An 18,013-nucleotide genomic window follows, 5' to 3' on the forward strand; every position below is an offset into this window, starting at 1 on the left:
TAATAGTTGGAAGTGATTGTGTCAGTATTTCTGATTCAATCACTGATAACTTCAAAAATGTTTTCAATTATCAAAAAAATCAATAGTATTACTATGATGAATAATAGAAATAATAAAGATAAAAACCCTGTTAAAAGGTTTAACAAAATTTCGATAGGATTAGCTTCTCCTGAATCTATTTTGAAAGAGTCAAGAGGTGAGGTTTTAAAACCTGAAACTATCAACTATAGAACACACAAACCTGAACGTGACGGATTGTTCTGTGAAAGAATATTCGGTCCTGTGAAGGATTTTGAATGTGCTTGTGGTAAATACAAAAGAATTCGATATAAAGGTATTATCTGCGACCGTTGTGGGGTTGAAGTAACCGAGAAAAAAGTGCGTAGAGATAGAGTAGGACATATCAATTTGGTAGTGCCAATTGCTCATATTTGGTATTTCCGTTCTTTGCCAAACAAAATTGGTTACATTTTAGGATTGCCATCTAAGAAGTTAGATATGATTATTTACTTCGAAAGATATGTGGTAATTCAACCAGGTATTGCTAAAAATGCTGATGGAGAATCTTTACAAAGACTTGATTTCTTAACGGAAGAAGAATATTTGAATATTTTAGATTCACTTCCAGTTGACAATCAATATTTAGATGATTTTGATCCTAATAAATTCGTTGCCAAAATGGGAGCAGAGTGTATTATGGACTTGTTGGCTAGAATCGATTTAGATGAATTGTCATATGAATTGCGTCACAGCGCTAACAACGAAACGTCTAAACAGCGTAAAACTGAGGCTTTAAAACGTCTTCAAGTAGTAGAGTCATTCCGTGAGTCTAACTTGAACCGTGAGAATCGTCCAGAATGGATGATTATGAAAGTAATTCCTGTTATTCCACCAGAATTACGTCCATTAGTTCCACTAGATGGAGGTCGTTTTGCAACTTCAGATTTGAACGATTTATACCGTCGTGTTATCATAAGAAACAACCGTTTGAAAAGATTGATGGAGATTAAAGCTCCAGAAGTAATCTTGAGAAACGAAAAACGTATGTTGCAAGAATCGGTAGATTCATTGTTTGACAACACACGTAAAGCTTCTGCTGTTAAGACAGAATCTAACCGTCCATTGAAGTCACTTTCTGATTCCTTAAAAGGAAAACAAGGTCGTTTCCGTCAAAACTTATTAGGTAAACGTGTGGATTATTCTGCTCGTTCGGTAATTGTTGTTGGGCCAGAGATGAAATTGTTTGAGTGCGGTTTGCCAAAAGACATGGCGGCAGAATTGTACAAACCTTTTGTTATCCGTAAATTGATTGAAAGAGGTATTGTAAAAACCGTAAAATCAGCTAAGAAAATAATTGATAAGAAAGAGCCTGTGGTATGGGATATCCTTGAAAATGTAATCAAAGGACATCCAGTATTGCTTAACCGTGCTCCTACTTTGCACCGTTTGGGTATTCAAGCGTTTCAACCTAAATTAATTGAAGGAAAAGCGATTCAATTACACCCATTAGTATGTACGGCCTTCAACGCGGATTTCGACGGGGATCAAATGGCGGTTCACTTGCCATTGGGACCTGAGGCAATTCTTGAGGCTCAATTATTAATGTTGGCATCTCACAATATTCTTAACCCTGCCAATGGTGCGCCAATTACCGTACCTTCTCAAGACATGGTTTTGGGTCTATATTATATGACCAAAGAACGTTTGTCTACTCCTGAATTAACTATTTTAGGAGAAGGGTTAACTTTTTATTCTGCAGAAGAGGTTAACATTGCTTTGAATGAAGGAAGATTAGAGTTGAATGCTCGCGTTAAAATTAGAGCTAAAGATTTTGATGAAAATGGTAATTTAGTATACCAAATTATCCAAACTACAGCTGGTCGTGTATTGTTTAACGAAGTAGTACCAGAAGCAGCAGGATACATCAATGACGTATTGACTAAGAAAAACCTTAGAGACATCATCGGTCACGTATTAAGTTGTACTGATGTTCCAACTACTGCGGCTTTCTTGGATGATATGAAAAATATGGGATACAAATTCGCTTTCAAAGGAGGATTATCTTTCTCTTTGGGTGATATTAGAATTCCAGAACAAAAAACAAAATTAATTGCCGATGCTAGAGAACAAGTAGAAGGAATTTCTGCTAACTATAACATGGGTCTTATTACAAATAATGAGCGTTACAACCAAGTAATTGACGTTTGGACTTCTGCCAATGCCCAATTGACAGAATTAGCAATGAAAAACATTAGAGAAGATCAACAAGGATTCAACTCGGTGTACATGATGCTTGATTCTGGAGCGAGGGGTTCTAAAGAACAAATTCGTCAGTTAACCGGTATGCGTGGTTTGATGGCTAAGCCTAAAAAATCGACTGCTGGTGGTGGAGAGATTATTGAAAACCCGATTCTTTCTAACTTTAAAGAAGGTCTTTCGATTCTTGAATACTTTATCTCTACTCACGGTGCTCGTAAAGGTCTTGCGGATACGGCGTTGAAAACGGCCGATGCGGGTTACTTAACTCGTAGATTGCATGACGTTTCACAAGATGTTATTGTTAATACTGAAGATTGTGGAACCCTAAGAGGAGTTGAAGTAACAGCCTTAAAGAAAAACGAAGAGATTGTTGAATCTTTAGGTGAAAGAATCCTTGGACGTGTTGCTTTACAAGATGTTATCAATCCTTTAACGTCTGATGTTTTAGTACATGCTGGTGAGCAAATTACAGAAGCTATTGTTAAAGCTATTGAAGCTTCTCCGGTAGAAAAAGTAGAAGTACGTTCTCCATTAACATGTGAAGCTACCAAAGGAATTTGTGCTAAATGTTATGGACGTAACTTAGCAACTGGTAAAATGACTCAGAAAGGTGAAGCAGTTGGAGTTATCGCTGCTCAGTCCATTGGTGAGCCAGGTACACAGTTGACACTTCGTACGTTCCACGTTGGAGGGGTTGCTGGAGGTATCTCAGAAGATTCAAGTATAGTAGCACGTTTTGCAGGTAAAATCGAAGTTGAAGATTTAAAAACTGTAAAAGGAGAAGATCACGAAGGAAATTCAGTTGATATTGTGGTTTCTCGTTCTACGGAATTGAAATTAATCGATGAGAAAACAGGTATTTTATTAAGTACGAACAACATTCCTTACGGATCTAGTATTTTTGTTGCCGACGGTCAATCTGTAGGTAAAGGAGATGTAATCTGTAAGTGGGATCCATATAATGGTGTTATTGTTTCTGAGTTTACTGGTAAAATTGCTTACGAAGATTTAGAACAAGGTCAATCCTATATGGTTGAAATTGACGAGCAAACTGGTTTCCAAGAAAAAGTAATTTCTGAATCAAGAAACAAGAAGTTAATCCCGACCTTACTAGTTTATGGAAGTGATGGTGAGTTAATTCGTTCATACAACTTACCAGTAGGAGCTCACTTGATGGTTGAAAATGGAGAGAAAATTAAAGCGGGTAAAGTTTTAGTAAAAATCCCTCGTCGTTCTTCAAAATCAGGCGATATCACCGGAGGTTTACCAAGAATTACCGAGTTGTTAGAAGCTCGTAATCCTTCGAATCCTGCAGTAGTTTCTGAAATTGATGGTGTGGTTTCTTTTGGTAAAATTAAAAGAGGTAACCGTGAAATTATCATCGAATCAAAATTTGGTGATGTTCGTAAGTATTTAGTGAAATTATCAAGTCAAATTCTTGTACAAGAAAATGACTTCGTAAGAGCAGGTATGCCATTATCAGATGGTGCTATTACGCCTGACGATATTTTAAGAATTCAAGGGCCAGCAGCTGTACAACAGTATTTGGTAAATGAAATTCAAGAAGTATACCGTTTACAAGGGGTAAAAATCAATGATAAGCACTTTGAGGTTGTAATTCGTCAAATGATGCGTAAAGTAAAAGTTGAAGATCCAGGAGATACTTTATTCTTAGAAGATCAATTGATCCACACTAAAGACTTTATCGTTGAAAATGATAATTTATACGGTATGAAAGTGGTGGAAGATGCAGGAGATTCTACTGTATTGAAACCCGGTCAAATCGTTACTCCACGTCAGTTGCGTGATGAAAACTCATTGTTGAAACGTACCGATAAGAATTTAGTAGTAGCTCGTGATGTAATTACAGCAACTGCAACGCCAATTCTTCAAGGTATTACAAGAGCTTCTTTACAAACCAAATCGTTTATTTCTGCAGCTTCCTTCCAAGAAACTACAAAAGTATTGAACGAAGCAGCTGTAGCAGGTAAAGTAGATTTATTAGAAGGCTTGAAAGAAAATGTAATTGTGGGTCATAGAATCCCAGCTGGTACTGGTATGAGAGAATATGACAATACCATTGTTGGTTCCAAAGACGATTACAATGATATGATGGCAAATAAAGAAGAGTATATTTACTAATATTTAAAGATTGAAAGATTTAAGAGTTTAGAGATGATCTTAGGATTGTTTTTAAGCTCTTAAATCAAAAAATCTTTCAGTTTTTAAATTTTTTTGACATGAAAGAACAACAAGAACAAATTAATATCGAATTAGAGGAACATGTAGCCGAAGGTGTATATTCCAATTTGGCTATTATTAATCACTCTTCTTCTGAATTTGTTGTAGATTTTGTGAGTATTATGCCTGGGTTACCCAAAGCCAAAGTGAAGTCACGAATAGTATTAACGCCACAACACGCTAAACGTTTGATAAAAGCATTAGCCGATAATGTGCATCGATTTGAAATGACTCATGGAGAGATAAAAGATACCGAGCAGGCTCCGATTCCGCTAAATTTTGGTCCAGCAGGACAAGCGTAATAAAAAAAAGACTTCTATATGAAGTCTTTTTTTGTGCCGTATAAAAAGCCAACATTAGTTGGCTTTTTTTTATTAATCAAATTCAGAGGTGAAAAATAGCTTAACACTTGGGAATTTGCTTTGTGTCATTTGAATGGTAAAATCAGAATCGGCTAAGAAAACCAATTGATTGTACTTGTCTTTGGCCAAAAACTTTTGTTTGATGCGTTTGAATTCTTTAAATTCTTCATTTCTAGCATCGTCAGGTTTTACCCAGCAAGCTTTGTGTACGGGAAAGTTTTCGTAAGTACATTTTGCGCCGTATTCATGCTCCAAACGGTATTGAATTACTTCATATTGTAGCGCACCCACTGTTCCAATTACTTTTCGATTATTCATTTCTAAAGTAAACAACTGTGCAACACCTTCGTCCATTAGTTGATCAACACCTTTGTCTAATTGTTTGGCCTTTAATGGATCGGCATTGTTAATGTATCTAAAGTGTTCAGGTGAAAAACTCGGAATTCCTTTGAAACTCATGATTTCTCCTTCGGTCAAGGTATCTCCAATTTTGAAATTTCCTGTGTCATGCAAGCCAACGATGTCTCCAGGATAGGAAATATCCACAATTTCTTTCTTCTCGGCAAAAAAGGCATTAGGGCTTGAAAACTTTAAATTTTTCTTTTGACGAACATGATAATAGGGTTTGTTTCTTTCGAATGTACCAGAAACAATCTTGATAAAAGCCAAACGATCTCTGTGTTTAGGATCCATGTTGGCGTGAATTTTGAAAACAAAGCCAGACATTTTTTCCTCTTCAGGAGACACCAATCTTGTTTCGGATTCTTTTGGTCGAGGTGCTGGAGCAATGCTGATAAAACAATCTAATAGTTCTCGAACTCCAAAATTATTTAAGGCCGAACCAAAGAAAACGGGTTGGATTTTTCCATCTAAATAGGCTTGTTGGTCGAATTTTGGATAGACTTCATCTATTAATTCTAATTCATCTCGTAGTTTTGCAGCAGGATTCTCTCCAATAATTTTATCCAATTCTGGATTTTTTACATCAGAAAAAGCAATGGTCTCTTCAATGTTTTTTCGGCTATCACCACTAAAAAGATTGATGTTTTGTTCCCATAAATTGTAGATTCCTTGAAAATCATACCCCATTCCGATAGGGAAACTTAGTGGGGTTACTGTAAGACCTAATTTTTGTTCGACTTCGTCCATTAGATCAAAGGCATCTTTACCTTCACGATCTAATTTGTTGATGAAAACGATCATTGGAATATTTCTCATTCTACAAACCGCTACTAGTTTTTCGGTTTGTTCTTCCACCCCTTTGGCAACGTCAATAACTACAATTACACTATCAACGGCTGTTAATGTTCGGAAGGTATCTTCGGCAAAATCTTTGTGTCCTGGAGTATCAAGAATATTAATTTTCTTGTCTTTGTAATTAAAAGCAAGTACAGAGGTAGAAACCGAAATTCCTCTTTGGCGTTCGATTTCCATAAAGTCACTCGTGGCTCCTTTTTTTATTTTGTTGCTCTTAACTGCGCCTGCTTCTTGTATGGCACCACCGAAAAGTAACAGCTTTTCAGTAAGGGTGGTCTTTCCGGCATCAGGATGCGAAATGATGCCAAATGTTCGTCTTCTTTGTATTTCTTTTAAAAAACTCATAGGTACTAAAAATTGCTTGCAAAAGTACTACTAATAAATGCGATTTAAAAAAATGAGAAGGTATTTCTATGGGTTAACACCAAAGGATTCTATTAAGAAAAGGAAATGAGTAATAATTTTATGTTAATAGTAGGGTCTTTGGTTGGATTATCTCTTCGAATTGTTATTTTTGTTTGCGTTTTTCTTGTTTTTAATAAGGGGATTTTTAACCTATAGTAGCATGGTGATTCTTCCTTTTTAAGAATAACAAACGAGATTCTATTTAAAACTGATAACAATAACTAAACATATTAACTTATTTTCAATGAATTTTATAAAATCCAATTTCGTACTTTCTGTTTTTTTGAGTTTGATTTCTTTTGGTATGCAAGCTCAAGAGGTTATCAAAGATGTTGTTCCTGAAAAATCTAAAGAAAAAACAGTGCAACGTCAAAAAGTAGACGGAGTAATTGCAACGGTAGGAGATTATATTGTTTTGGATTCAGACATTGATAAGTCTTTTCTTGAGATTACCGCCTCGGGTGGTTCGGTAAAAGGAGTGTCAAGATGTCAAATGTTAGGTAAATTGTTAGAAGACAAACTTTACGCTCATCAAGCCATTCAAGACAGTATAGTGGTTTCGGATGCCGAAATCAAATCGATGATGGAGGATCGTTTGAACTACATGATTGAGAATTTGGGTTCAATGGATAAAGTGGTAGAGATGTATAAAAAAAGCAACGAAGAAGAGCTGCGTTCTACTTTTTTTGATGTTTTGAAGGAACAGAAATTGAGTAGCGAAATGGGAAAAAAAATCGTTGAAAATGTTGAAATAACACCCGAAGAAGTTCGCAATTATTTTAAAGCCATCCCCAAAGCAGATTTGCCATTCTTTGGTGCCGAAATGGAGGTAGCGCAAATTGTAGTAGCGCCTCAAATTACTCAAGAAGACAAGCAAAAAGTAATTGATCGATTGAAAGGATTTAAAAATGATGTGTTAGCCGGGGCAAGTTTTGCTACCAAAGCGGTATTGTATACCCAAGATCCTGGTTCCAGAGCAACAGGTGGTTTTTATAAAATGAACCGAAAAACCCCTTTTGTAAAAGAATTCAAAGAGGTTGCCTTCAAATTGGCTGAAGGTGAAATTTCCGAACCTTTTGAAACGGATTTTGGTTTTCATATCATAATGGTTGAGAAAATCAAAGGACAAGAATTAGAATTACGTCATATTTTATTGACTCCTACTGTTACTGACAAGGCGATTAAAGAGGCGCAAGAAAAAATTAGTTTAATTCGAAAAAGAATTTTGGATAAAGAAATTTCTTTTGCAGAAGCAGCAAGAACAATGTCAGATGAAAAAGAAACGAGAGCCAATGGTGGGGTGTTGATCAATCCAAAAACACAAGATACTCGATTTGAGTTGACCAAAATGGATCCAACTTTATACAGCAGGGTTTCGAATTTGAAAGATCAAGAAATTTCTCTTCCATTTTTAGAAGAAGAACAAGGTAAAAAAACATTCAAAATAATTACCGTGACCAATCGAATTGAAGAGCACACGGCAGATTACTCAAAAGATTACATCAAAATTAAAGAATTGGCTTTAAAGGAAAAGCAAATCAAAGCTGTTGGGAAGTGGTTTGACGAAAAGATAAAAGAAACCTACATTAAAATAAATGGTGAATATCGTGATTGTGCTTTTACTAATAATTGGTTGAAAAAATAATTTTTTTAAAATAAATAAAAAGAGTTAGTTTTATGAATTCATATTGCTAACTCTTTTTTAATTTAACCCTTTGAATATGTCAGATGTAGATGCTGTTTTGTCACTTGTAAAAAGAAGAATTCAACTCAAAGAAGAAGTGTCCAAAATAATAGTTGGACAAGACGCGGTAGTGGATCAAATAGTATTGTCGGTTTTTTCAGGAGGGCATGCTTTGTTAGTTGGGGTGCCTGGTTTGGCCAAAACCCTGATGGTAAATACACTTGCGCAAGCTTTAGGGTTGAACTTTAAACGCATTCAATTCACGCCAGATTTAATGCCTTCTGATATATTGGGTAGTGAAATCTTAGACGAAAATCGTCATTTTAAATTCATTAAAGGGCCAGTGTTTTCGAATATCATTCTTGCTGACGAAATTAACAGAACACCTCCTAAAACCCAAGCTGCTTTGCTTGAGGCTATGCAAGAACGTTCGGTGACCATTGCAGGACAAAAATATCAGTTAGATTTGCCTTACTTTGTGTTGGCTACCCAAAATCCAATTGAACAGGAAGGGACATATCCTTTGCCAGAAGCACAGTTGGATCGTTTTATGTTTGCAATTAAGCTAGAATATCCTTCGTTTGCAGAAGAAGTGCAAGTAGTAAAAAATACCACATCGGATGCAAAACCTACCATCAATCCACTTTTTACCGCCGAAGAGATTATTGCTTTTCAACAACTCATTCGACGTATTCCAGTAGCAGACAATGTAATTGAATATGCGGTAACGCTTGTTGGAAAAACACGTCCGAATAGTACATTGGCGACCGATTATGTAAATACATATTTGGATTGGGGGGCAGGACCAAGAGCCTCTCAAAACTTAATTATTGCAGCCAAAGCGCATGCTGCTTTTCAAGGGAAATTCTCACCTGATATTGAAGATGTGCAAGCTGTAGCCGAAGGGATTTTGCGTCACCGAATCATTAAAAACTATAAGGCAGAAGCGGAAGGTATTTCTGAAGAAATGATCATTTCGACCCTTTTATAACGTTTTAGTTTGTCAATTTAGAATGGTTCTTTGTTTAAATATGAATAAAGAACCATTTTTTTATCTTTTACTTTTTCTGGTTTTCACAATATTTTAATGTTTAAATATTGATAATTCAAAATTTTAATAAAAAAATATTTTTTTGTCAATAAAAAGCAATCGAAATCCGATTTTGACAATAATAATTTTCCAAACAGGGTCTTTGATTAAATAATTTTAAATTTCATGTTTAATTTTTACATTTGCCTACCTTAATAAAACACACCTATTACAACTAGGCTTTTGGTGGTGAGATTCTCATGTATCAGAGCCCAAAAAAACATCACTTTATATTATGAATACATATGCCGAATACATTAAAGAGATAGAAGAAAGAAAGATTCAGGGTCTTCATCCAAAACCTATAGATGATGCAACACTCTTGAGTGAGATCATTGCTCAAATTAAAGAGGAGGGACATCCTTATCGAAATGATTCATTGCAGTTCTTCATCTACAATACTTTGCCAGGTACCACAAGTGCGGCAGGAGTAAAGGCTGCTTTTCTGAAGGAAATTATTCTTGGTCAAGCTGTGGTAAATGAAATTTCAACTGCTTTTGCATTTGAATTGTTGTCGCACATGAAAGGGGGGGCTTCTATCAAAGTTTTGTTGGATCTTGCATTAGGTAATGATACGGCTATTGCTGAGCAAGCTACTCAAGTTTTAAAAACGCAGGTTTATCTTTATGATGCAGATACCGAGCGTTTGAAAGTGGCTTTCGAAAACGGTAACCCTTATGCTAAAGAGATTATTGAAAGTTATGCTCAGGCGGAGTTTTTTACGAAACTTCCAGAAGTAGCCGAAGAAATAAAAGTGGTTACTTTTATAGCTGGTGAAGGTGATATTTCAACGGATTTACTTTCTCCAGGAAATCAAGCACATTCACGTTCCGATCGTGAATTACACGGAAAGTGTATGATTTCGGCAAAAGCACAAGAAGAAATCCAAGCTTTGCAAGCGCAACACCCCGATAAATCTGTGATGTTGGTTGCCGAAAAAGGTACTATGGGTGTTGGATCTTCTAGAATGTCAGGAGTGAACAACGTAGCTTTATGGACAGGTAAACAAGCCAGTCCATATGTGCCGTTTGTGAATTATTTTCCAATTGTAGCTGGTACCAATGGTATTTCTCCTATCTTCTTAACTACGGTGGATGTTACCGGAGGTATCGGAATTGATCTTAAAAACTGGGTAAAGAAAGTAGATGCCGAAGGAAAAGTTGTGCTAAACGAAAATGGAGATCCTATTTTGGAGGAAGTATATTCGGTAGCTACTGGTACGGTATTGACAATAAATACTAAGACCAAAAAATTATACAACGGAGATAAAGAGTTGATTGATTTATCTAAATCTTTCACTCCGCAAAAAATGGAATTCATCAAGGCTGGTGGATCATATGCGATCGTTTTTGGTAAAAAATTACAAACATTTGCAGCCAATGTACTTGGTATAGCTATTCCTACAGTATATGCTCCTTCAAAAGAAATTTCTCATGAAGGGCAAGGATTAACTGCAGTGGAAAAAATATTCAACAAGAATGCTGTTGGAGTTACTCCAGGCAAAGTCTTGCATTCGGGTTCAGATGTTCGCGTTACTGTGAATATCGTGGGCTCTCAAGATACTACAGGGTTAATGACAGCTCAAGAATTAGAGTCTATGGCAGCTACTGTGATATCTCCAATAGTAGATGGAGCGTACCAATCAGGTTGTCATACAGCTTCGGTTTGGGATAAAAAGGCGCAAGCTAATATTCCAAAGTTGATGCAGTTTATGAATAATTTTGGGTTGATTACGGCTCGCGATCCCAAAGGAGTATATCCAGCAATGACCGATGTAATTCACAAGGTATTGAATGATATTACTGTAGATGATTGGGCAATTATTATTGGTGGCGATTCGCATACTCGTATGTCCAAAGGGGTAGCTTTTGGTGCCGACTCTGGGACTGTGGCTTTGGCTTTAGCAACAGGTGAAGCTTCTATGCCAATTCCTGATTCTGTTAAAGTTACTTTCAAAGGAACGATGAAGGAATACATGGATTTCCGCGATGTGGTACACGCAACGCAAGCACAAATGCTACAAAAATTTGGAGGCGAAAATGTGTTCCAAGGGAAGATTATTGAAGTTCATATTGGAACATTAACTGCTGATCAGGCCTTTACGTTTACGGATTGGACAGCAGAAATGAAAGCCAAAGCTTCTATTTGTATTTCTGAAGATGCTACTTTAATTGCATCATTGGAAATAGCTAAATCCAGAATCCAGATCATGATTGATAAGGGAATGGATAATAAAAACCAAGTTTTACAAGGTTTAATCGATAAAGCGAATGCTAGAATTGCTGAAATCCAATCTGGAGCAAATCCTGCCTTACGCCCAGATGCCAACGCGAAATACTATGCCGAGGTTGAAGTGGATTTGGATTTAATTGCAGAGCCAATGATTGCCGATCCAGATGTAAACAATGCAGATGTATCCAAACGTTATACTCACGATACCATCCGACCTTTGTCTTTTTATGGTGGAACTAAAACAGTAGATCTTGGATTTATTGGGTCTTGTATGGTTCATAAAGGCGATATGAAAATCTTAGCGCAAATGCTTAAAAATATTGAAGCGCAAGAAGGGAAAGTGGAGTTCAAAGCGCCATTGGTAGTAGCGCCACCAACTTATAATATCGTAGATGAATTAAAAGCAGAAGGTGATTGGGAAGTTTTGCAGAAATACTCCGGATTCGAGTTTGATGACAATGCGCCAAAATCAACCGCAAGAACATCTTATGAGAATATGTTGTACTTAGAGCGTCCAGGTTGTAATCTTTGTATGGGTAACCAAGAAAAAGCCGCTAAAGGTGATACTGTAATGGCGACTTCGACGCGTTTGTTTCAAGGCCGTGTCGTAGAAGATTCAGATACGAAAAAAGGAGAGTCTTTATTGTCTTCTACTCCGGTTGTGGTCTTGTCAACTTTGTTAGGAAGAACGCCAACTATCGAAGAATATATTAAAGCGGTTCAAGGGATCAATCTTACTAAGTTTGCACCTTCGCATAAGTTATTAGTAAAATAATTCAAACTCTTTATAGAGAGAAGCAAGCCCGAGTAATGCTCGGGCTTGTTATTTTTACTCTGGTAAGCTTTTTAGGCTGTTGCTAATTTGAGTAAAAGCTGACATTGGGTTAAAATATAATTCAATATTTTTTGAATTTTTAACATTTTTGCAAAGATGAAAAGCAATATCTTTGTGAATATTGATAATTATCTTGTTTTTTGCTTTATTAGTTTTGGTTTTTTGATGTAAAAACATAAAAACCAGTGTTTTGGTAATAATATTGTTGTATTTTGAATGTATTAAGTATGAGGTTTTTTGGTTTCTTTTTGGTGTTTTTCTTGTTTACTTCGGCAGCACTTTTTTCTCAAGAAAAATATATTACACACAAAATTAAACAAGGAGAAACCATTTCATCTATTGCTGAAAAATACAATGTTAGTCAAAAAATAATTTTTGAACTCAATCCTCACGCCAAAGGGATTTTAAAATTGCAAGCCGAATTAAAAATTCCAGACCAAAATGCCAAAAAACAAACAAAACTTAAAGCCAAAACTAAAACAACTCCAGTAGCAGATACTAAAACAATAGAGTATGAGGTTTTGCCTAAAGAGACGTTGTTTAGTGTTGCTAAAAAATTTAATCTTACAATAGCCGAACTTAAAAAAAGCAATCCTAATCTTGGAAAAAAAGGTTTGCAAACCGGAAAGAAAATTACTGTTGTCGTACCAAAAGACTTTGAACTTCCTATAGTCACGGAAGCAAAACAAGATTTAGTTCAAAATGGTTCAACTGAAGTAAAGGGCGCTGTTGTTGAGGCTAGTACTCAATCGACTTCGACCTCATTGCCAGCTAATGTTGCTTTGCAATCTCATGAAGTGCAAACTGCCGAGACTAAGTATGGAATTTCAAAACGTTACGGTATTACAGTAGCCGAATTGGAAAGATTAAATCCAACAATCATCAATGCAGCAATAGTCAAAGGTCAGTTGCTTCAAGTGCCAATGAATGCAAAAACTACCGCAGATGTTGTCTCTGATACAAATTCAAAAACGGAAACTGTTACTTCTACTTTGGAACCAAAATCTGAAGAAAAAATAGTGCAAACCGAAGAGCAACAGGTAGGATCTATTGCTTCAGCAACCACAAGCATTACCCAACACGAGGTTTTGCCTAAAGAAACCAAATATGGCATTGCAAAAAAGTACGGTATTACGGTAGCAAACTTAGAAGAATGGAATCCTTCTATCAAAGGTGCTTTAAAAGTGGGGGCTATTTTGCAAGTGAAAGCACCATCTGCTATTGTTTTAGAGCAATCTATGACTCCTTCTTCATCCGAAGTTACTCAAGATACTGTAGTTGTTGAAAATCATTCGGATCATTTTTTTGGTGATGTATCAATTGCTGATGAATTAATAGAAAGAGCATCGGATAATATTGGAGTGCGTTATCGACCTGGGGGGACAACTCGTGCGGGTTTTGACTGTTCAGGACTTATTTGTGCTACTTTTAATTCAATGGATATTAAGTTACCAAGATCATCTATTGAGCAATCAAATATTGGGGTGAAAATAGCTCCTTTAGAAGCCAAGAAAGGTGATTTGATTTTTTTTAAAACCCGTGGTGGTCGAAGAATTAATCATGTGGGTATGGTGGTAGATGTAATTGGTGACGAAATTAAATTCATTCATTCTTCAACATCTCAGGGGGTAATTATATCTTCAACCAAAGAATCGTATTATCATAGAAATTTTGCTCAAGTAAACCGCATTTTGAGATAATTTAAGGCACTTCTTGGTATAAAGCAACACTTTTCTTGTTGATTCTTTTGGCTAGCCATTGTTTTAAAATCATTTCGTTTTTTGTGCTTATTTTTTTAGAACTACGATAAATTGCTACAGTTTTTGTCGTGGTACTGTCTGTGTTCTCGTTAAAAATATGATTGGCTACAGAAATATCTGTGATTTCAGGAAACAAAATCGAGACCTCTTCTCGAAGCTTATCGTTATTGAAAGTATTGGCTTTGATTTTATTTTTTAAAGTCATAATCGTCAGGTCTTTTTCATTTTCTTTCGCCTTTTCTGTGACACTATTTTCTAAAATAAACTTTTTAAGATCGGTTGTATCTTGTTTAAAAATCAATTGTGTATTGAAAATCTTGTACCTCTTTAAAAGGTTATTGAGGTTGCGTTGTTCTTGTTTGTTAATTTTTTTATTGAGAATCGCCAATTCTATACTTTTTGGCTTTTTTTGATAATTGATTTTTTGATACAGTATGGCGTATCCTTTATCTGTGAATTCTTCATTTATAAATTCGGCCACACGTTGGTTGTATTTTTTCTCTTGCGATAATTGATAGCCAAAATATACACTAGGGACAATCAGTAAGACAATAATAGTTGATATGGTTTGTTTGATTTGCTTGCGGTATTTGGAGTCTACAAAAGTTACTTCGGGATATTTTAGATATTTGACAATAATGAAAGTCGAAATACAAATAAATACGCAATTGATAGTGTATAAAAAAAGGGCACCTAAAAAATACTTCCAATTACCGATGGCCAATCCATAGCCAGCGGTGCAAAGTGGCGGCATTAAGGCAGTGGCAATAGCTACTCCGGGGATAGGGTTGCCTTTTTCTACACGAGTGGTCGCAATTACGCCTACTAAGCCTCCAAAAAAAGCTATTAGTATATCATAGATGGTAGGAGTTGTTCTAGCTAAAATTTCAGATTGCGTTTCTTTGAAAGGGCTCACATAAAAGTATATCGTAGAAACCACAATACTTACAATGGTTGCAATTGCAATGTTTTTGGCGGCTTTTTTTAATAAATCAAAGTCATAGATGCCTAAACCAAAACCTGCTCCCACTATAGGCCCCATAAGAGGTGATATCAACATGGCTCCAATAATTACGGCCGTGGAATTGACATTCAGTCCTACCGAGGCTACTACAATGGCACAGGCCAAAATCCAAACGGATGAACCTCTAAATGAAATATTGGCTTTGACGTTTTCAAGTACCTTCTGTTTGTCTTCTTCTCCAACATGTAGATCAAGGAAATTTTGAATTCTATTCATAGGTAACGTTTTTAGTAAGGTCAAGTAGGTTTAAGTAAGATTTTGAAGCGATTGCCACCCGATTTTTAATTCTGGTATTTTAGAAAAAAATACAATTTAAAAAAAAAACGTTGAATAGTCTTCAACGTTTAGTATATATTTGGGAGTTTTGCAATTTAGATTTTCGTAAAGGTTAAATAGTCAATCGACCCGTCACCTCCACTTACGTCTTTAAGTTTAATAGTCGAATTTGTTTTTTCTATGATATCCCAATCATCGGTCAAATCTACGAAGGTTTCCGGAGTTGAAAATGCCAAATTGAAGTCCAAGTCGGATTTGCTATCATCATCATTGGTTACAGACCAAGTTCCGGTGTGGGTTAGCGTGCCATTGGTTGCTGTTAACACACCACTGTTTGCAAAAGTAAAACTATAACCAGAAAAATTATTGGTTTCTTCTTTATTGGAATCATAGAAATAGGTGATTTTCCATGTTCCACTAGTGACTATCGCTACAATATTGTTGATGTTGGCTGTTGTTGAATCGCTGTCCGAATTGTCCGAATTGCACGAAAACAAACCTACCAGAGCACAGATAACAAGTGCGAATCTTTTTACAGGGTAAAATGTAACCTTTGTCATAATCTCAAAATTTAAGAGTGAATACTGTAGGCTTATGATTTCAATTGAGCTAACAAACGAACTTGGACTTCTTTGGATATTTTGTTTGCAATTAAAGAAGGGATTTCTATGTTAAAATCATCTGTTACTAAAATAAAATTAGAATTAATTTCTAGTCCATTTTCTGTTTTCTTAACCCAAGCTTTGCAAATTAATGGTTTGGATTTTCCATGAATTCTAATCATGCCTTTTATCTGATATTCGTTGCCGTTGGCGGATAATGATTTGTAATCAAATTTGTTTATCCTGCCAATAAAGGTTGCCTTTGGATAACGATCACTTTCCAAATAATTGCTGTTAAAATGCTTTTGCATCAACTCTCTCTTAAATTGAAAATCTTTGATGTACAACGTACAGTTTAACTCGCTGGTTTTTAATTCTACATTACAGGAAACCTTTTCGTTTTTGGCTTTTATTTCTTCAAATAATGGTACCGAAGCTTCAAAATCAACCCACGCCTGATCAGAAGAGAATCGATCTTGAGCGGAAGCAGAAAAGGAAACCCAGATGAAAATTAAAAGTAGAATTCTTGTCATGCTGATAACTTATTGGTTACCTTAAAGTTACGTTTTTATGCGGTAGTTCACAATTATAAAATCTTAATAATTTCTTAAGGTAAATAAAAAAACCAATCGGTTAAGCTTCTAATTGAGAGTCGCAATTGATCTCAGCTCTTTTTAGCACGACATCGGGTAAGGATTTTTTAGCTTTCGCGCCCATTTTCTTAAGTTTTTCAACACTTATAATCAAATTGCCTTTGCCTTCAAACAATTTGCTCATCGCAGCTCCGTATTCTGTTTTACTTTCGTCTATTTTTTTACCTATTTTGATTAAATCGGCAAGGAAACCTTCAAATTTATCATACAATGCTCCGGCTTGACGTGCTATTTCATAAGCATTCTCTTGTTGTTTTTGGTTGGTCCACATGCTATCGATTGTGCGTAAGGTAGCCAAGAGCGTGGAGGGGGTTACAATTACAATGTTTTTTTCAAAAGCCTTATTGTAGAGACTCGATTCCTCTTGAAGTGCAGTGGCAAAAGCAGGTTCAATAGGAATGAAAAGCAAGACAAAATCGGGGCTTTCCATTTGGTACAAGTCATGGTAGTTTTTTTCGCCCAATTGTTCTACGTGACGCTTGATAGAAGCTACGTGTTCTTTCAAATAGGTTGCTCGCAAGCTATCGTCTTCTTCGTTGCAGAATTTTTCATAGGCGGTCAAGGATACTTTGGAGTCGACAATCATTTTTTTACCATCGGGCAAATGAATCACGACATCAGGCAATACGCGTTGTCCTTCGGCGGTTTGATGGCTTTGCTGTACTTCGTATTCACGCCCTTTTTCCAAACCTGATTTTTCCAAAACGCGTTCTAAAACCAACTCGCCCCAATTGCCTTGCATTTTACTATCGCCTTTAAGTGCTTTGGTCAAATTGATGGTTTCTTTACTCATTTGTAAATTCATTTCGCGTAGCCCAAGAATTTGTTGACGCAAGGCCGCATGATAGTCAATGCTTTCTTTATGGGTGTCTTCGACTTTTTTCTCGAATAATTGGATTTTATCTTGAAGCGGACTCAAGATGTTTTTTAAATTCTCCTTGTTTTGCTCAGTAAACTTATTCGATTTTTCGTCCAGAATTTTGTTGGCCAAGTTTTCGAACTCTTTGGCGAATTTTTCTTGCAATTGTTCTACCTCATTTTTTTGTTCTTTATGACGCTCTAATAGATTATCAAAATCGACTTCCTTTTTGGAAAGCTGCAGTGCCAAGCTGTCTTTTTCCAATCGGATGGCCTCTTTTTCGGATTGATGCCAAGCCAGTTGTTTTTCGAGAGCTTCTTTCTCGGCCGCATGTTGAGAGCTTATGAGTTTGTTTTTTTCCTCCAAAAACGTAAGGGCAGTTTTGGATTGTTGAGCATAAAAAATTTTGCCCATAAAAAAACCTAGAGCGAGCGCTACCAGGAAACTAACAAAAAAAGGGAGATAAGTTATCAT

12 protein-coding genes are annotated in these 18,013 nt (G+C 36.1%); 6 read left to right on the forward strand and 6 right to left on the reverse strand.

What is annotated here, in order from left to right; all coding sequences use genetic code 11:
• Window positions 1–93: 93 nt before the first annotated feature.
• Window positions 94–4,401, forward strand: coding sequence for a DNA-directed RNA polymerase subunit beta' (gene rpoC, locus ACZIX2_RS09755; RefSeq protein ID WP_463339908.1), 4,308 nt, complete (start codon window positions 94–96; stop codon window positions 4,399–4,401).
• 98 nt (window positions 4,402–4,499) lie between these two features.
• Window positions 4,500–4,802, forward strand: coding sequence for a DUF3467 domain-containing protein (locus tag ACZIX2_RS09760; RefSeq protein ID WP_463339909.1), 303 nt, complete (start codon window positions 4,500–4,502; stop codon window positions 4,800–4,802).
• A gap of 72 nt (window positions 4,803–4,874) precedes the next feature.
• On the opposite strand, the gene ACZIX2_RS09765 is transcribed toward ACZIX2_RS09760, so the two are convergent.
• Complete coding sequence (locus ACZIX2_RS09765) at window positions 4,875–6,464, reverse strand: peptide chain release factor 3 (RefSeq protein ID WP_463339910.1); 1,590 nt, start codon at window positions 6,462–6,464, stop codon at window positions 4,875–4,877.
• Window positions 6,465–6,768: 304 nt separating this feature from the next.
• Here ACZIX2_RS09765 and ACZIX2_RS09770 point away from each other — a divergent pair, with 304 nt between their 5' ends.
• From ACZIX2_RS09770 to ACZIX2_RS09780, 3 genes are all read left to right on the forward strand, one after another.
• Window positions 6,769–8,169, forward strand: a complete 1,401-nt coding sequence (locus ACZIX2_RS09770; protein WP_463339911.1) for a peptidylprolyl isomerase — start codon at window positions 6,769–6,771, stop codon at window positions 8,167–8,169.
• Between the two features lie 76 nt (window positions 8,170–8,245).
• On the forward strand, window positions 8,246–9,199 hold the full coding sequence (locus tag ACZIX2_RS09775) for an AAA family ATPase (RefSeq protein WP_463339912.1): 954 nt from the start codon (window positions 8,246–8,248) through the stop codon (window positions 9,197–9,199).
• A gap of 334 nt (window positions 9,200–9,533) precedes the next feature.
• Complete coding sequence (locus ACZIX2_RS09780) at window positions 9,534–12,305, forward strand: bifunctional aconitate hydratase 2/2-methylisocitrate dehydratase (protein ID WP_463339913.1); 2,772 nt, start codon at window positions 9,534–9,536, stop codon at window positions 12,303–12,305.
• 54 nt (window positions 12,306–12,359) lie between these two features.
• On the opposite strand, the gene ACZIX2_RS09785 is transcribed toward ACZIX2_RS09780, so the two are convergent.
• Window positions 12,360–12,542, reverse strand: coding sequence for a hypothetical protein (locus tag ACZIX2_RS09785; protein WP_463339914.1), 183 nt, complete (start codon window positions 12,540–12,542; stop codon window positions 12,360–12,362).
• A gap of 50 nt (window positions 12,543–12,592) precedes the next feature.
• Between ACZIX2_RS09785 and ACZIX2_RS09790 the strand changes: the two genes are divergently transcribed.
• A complete protein-coding gene (locus tag ACZIX2_RS09790; RefSeq protein ID WP_463339915.1) occupies window positions 12,593–14,065 on the forward strand; it encodes a LysM peptidoglycan-binding domain-containing protein in 1,473 nt (490 codons plus the stop codon).
• Window position 14,066: 1 nt separating this feature from the next.
• Here ACZIX2_RS09790 and ACZIX2_RS09795 read toward each other — a convergent pair whose 3' ends face one another.
• The 4 genes from ACZIX2_RS09795 to ACZIX2_RS09810 form a co-directional block, all read right to left on the reverse strand.
• Complete coding sequence (locus ACZIX2_RS09795) at window positions 14,067–15,365, reverse strand: DUF389 domain-containing protein (protein ID WP_463339916.1); 1,299 nt, start codon at window positions 15,363–15,365, stop codon at window positions 14,067–14,069.
• Window positions 15,366–15,520: 155 nt separating this feature from the next.
• Complete coding sequence (locus tag ACZIX2_RS09800; protein WP_463339917.1) at window positions 15,521–15,985, reverse strand: hypothetical protein; 465 nt, start codon at window positions 15,983–15,985, stop codon at window positions 15,521–15,523.
• Window positions 15,986–16,017: 32 nt separating this feature from the next.
• Entirely contained in the window at window positions 16,018–16,560 is a 543-nt protein-coding gene (locus ACZIX2_RS09805; RefSeq protein ID WP_463339918.1) for a YceI family protein, read from the reverse strand.
• 100 nt (window positions 16,561–16,660) lie between these two features.
• Complete coding sequence (locus tag ACZIX2_RS09810; RefSeq protein ID WP_463339919.1) at window positions 16,661–18,013, reverse strand: DNA recombination protein RmuC; 1,353 nt, start codon at window positions 18,011–18,013, stop codon at window positions 16,661–16,663.

The organism is Flavobacterium riviphilum, assembly GCF_055231795.1.

Bases quoted from the DNA above. Each gene is read 5' to 3' on its own strand.
- ACZIX2_RS09770 (WP_463339911.1), top strand. From the start codon at position 6,769: ATGAATTTTATAAAATCCAATTTCGTACTTTCTGTTTTTTTGAGTTTG.
- ACZIX2_RS09795 (WP_463339916.1), bottom strand. From the start codon at position 15,365: ATGAATAGAATTCAAAATTTCCTTGATCTACATGTTGGAGAAGAAGAC.
- ACZIX2_RS09775 (WP_463339912.1), top strand. From the start codon at position 8,246: ATGTCAGATGTAGATGCTGTTTTGTCACTTGTAAAAAGAAGAATTCAA.
- ACZIX2_RS09790 (WP_463339915.1), top strand. From the start codon at position 12,593: ATGAGGTTTTTTGGTTTCTTTTTGGTGTTTTTCTTGTTTACTTCGGCA.
- ACZIX2_RS09785 (WP_463339914.1), bottom strand. From the start codon at position 12,542: ATGTTTTTACATCAAAAAACCAAAACTAATAAAGCAAAAAACAAGATA.
- rpoC (WP_463339908.1), top strand. From the start codon at position 94: ATGATGAATAATAGAAATAATAAAGATAAAAACCCTGTTAAAAGGTTT.
- ACZIX2_RS09810 (WP_463339919.1), bottom strand. From the start codon at position 18,013: ATGATAACTTATCTCCCTTTTTTTGTTAGTTTCCTGGTAGCGCTCGCT.
- ACZIX2_RS09765 (WP_463339910.1), bottom strand. From the start codon at position 6,464: ATGAGTTTTTTAAAAGAAATACAAAGAAGACGAACATTTGGCATCATT.
- ACZIX2_RS09760 (WP_463339909.1), top strand. From the start codon at position 4,500: ATGAAAGAACAACAAGAACAAATTAATATCGAATTAGAGGAACATGTA.
- ACZIX2_RS09805 (WP_463339918.1), bottom strand. From the start codon at position 16,560: ATGACAAGAATTCTACTTTTAATTTTCATCTGGGTTTCCTTTTCTGCT.
- ACZIX2_RS09780 (WP_463339913.1), top strand. From the start codon at position 9,534: ATGAATACATATGCCGAATACATTAAAGAGATAGAAGAAAGAAAGATT.
- ACZIX2_RS09800 (WP_463339917.1), bottom strand. From the start codon at position 15,985: ATGACAAAGGTTACATTTTACCCTGTAAAAAGATTCGCACTTGTTATC.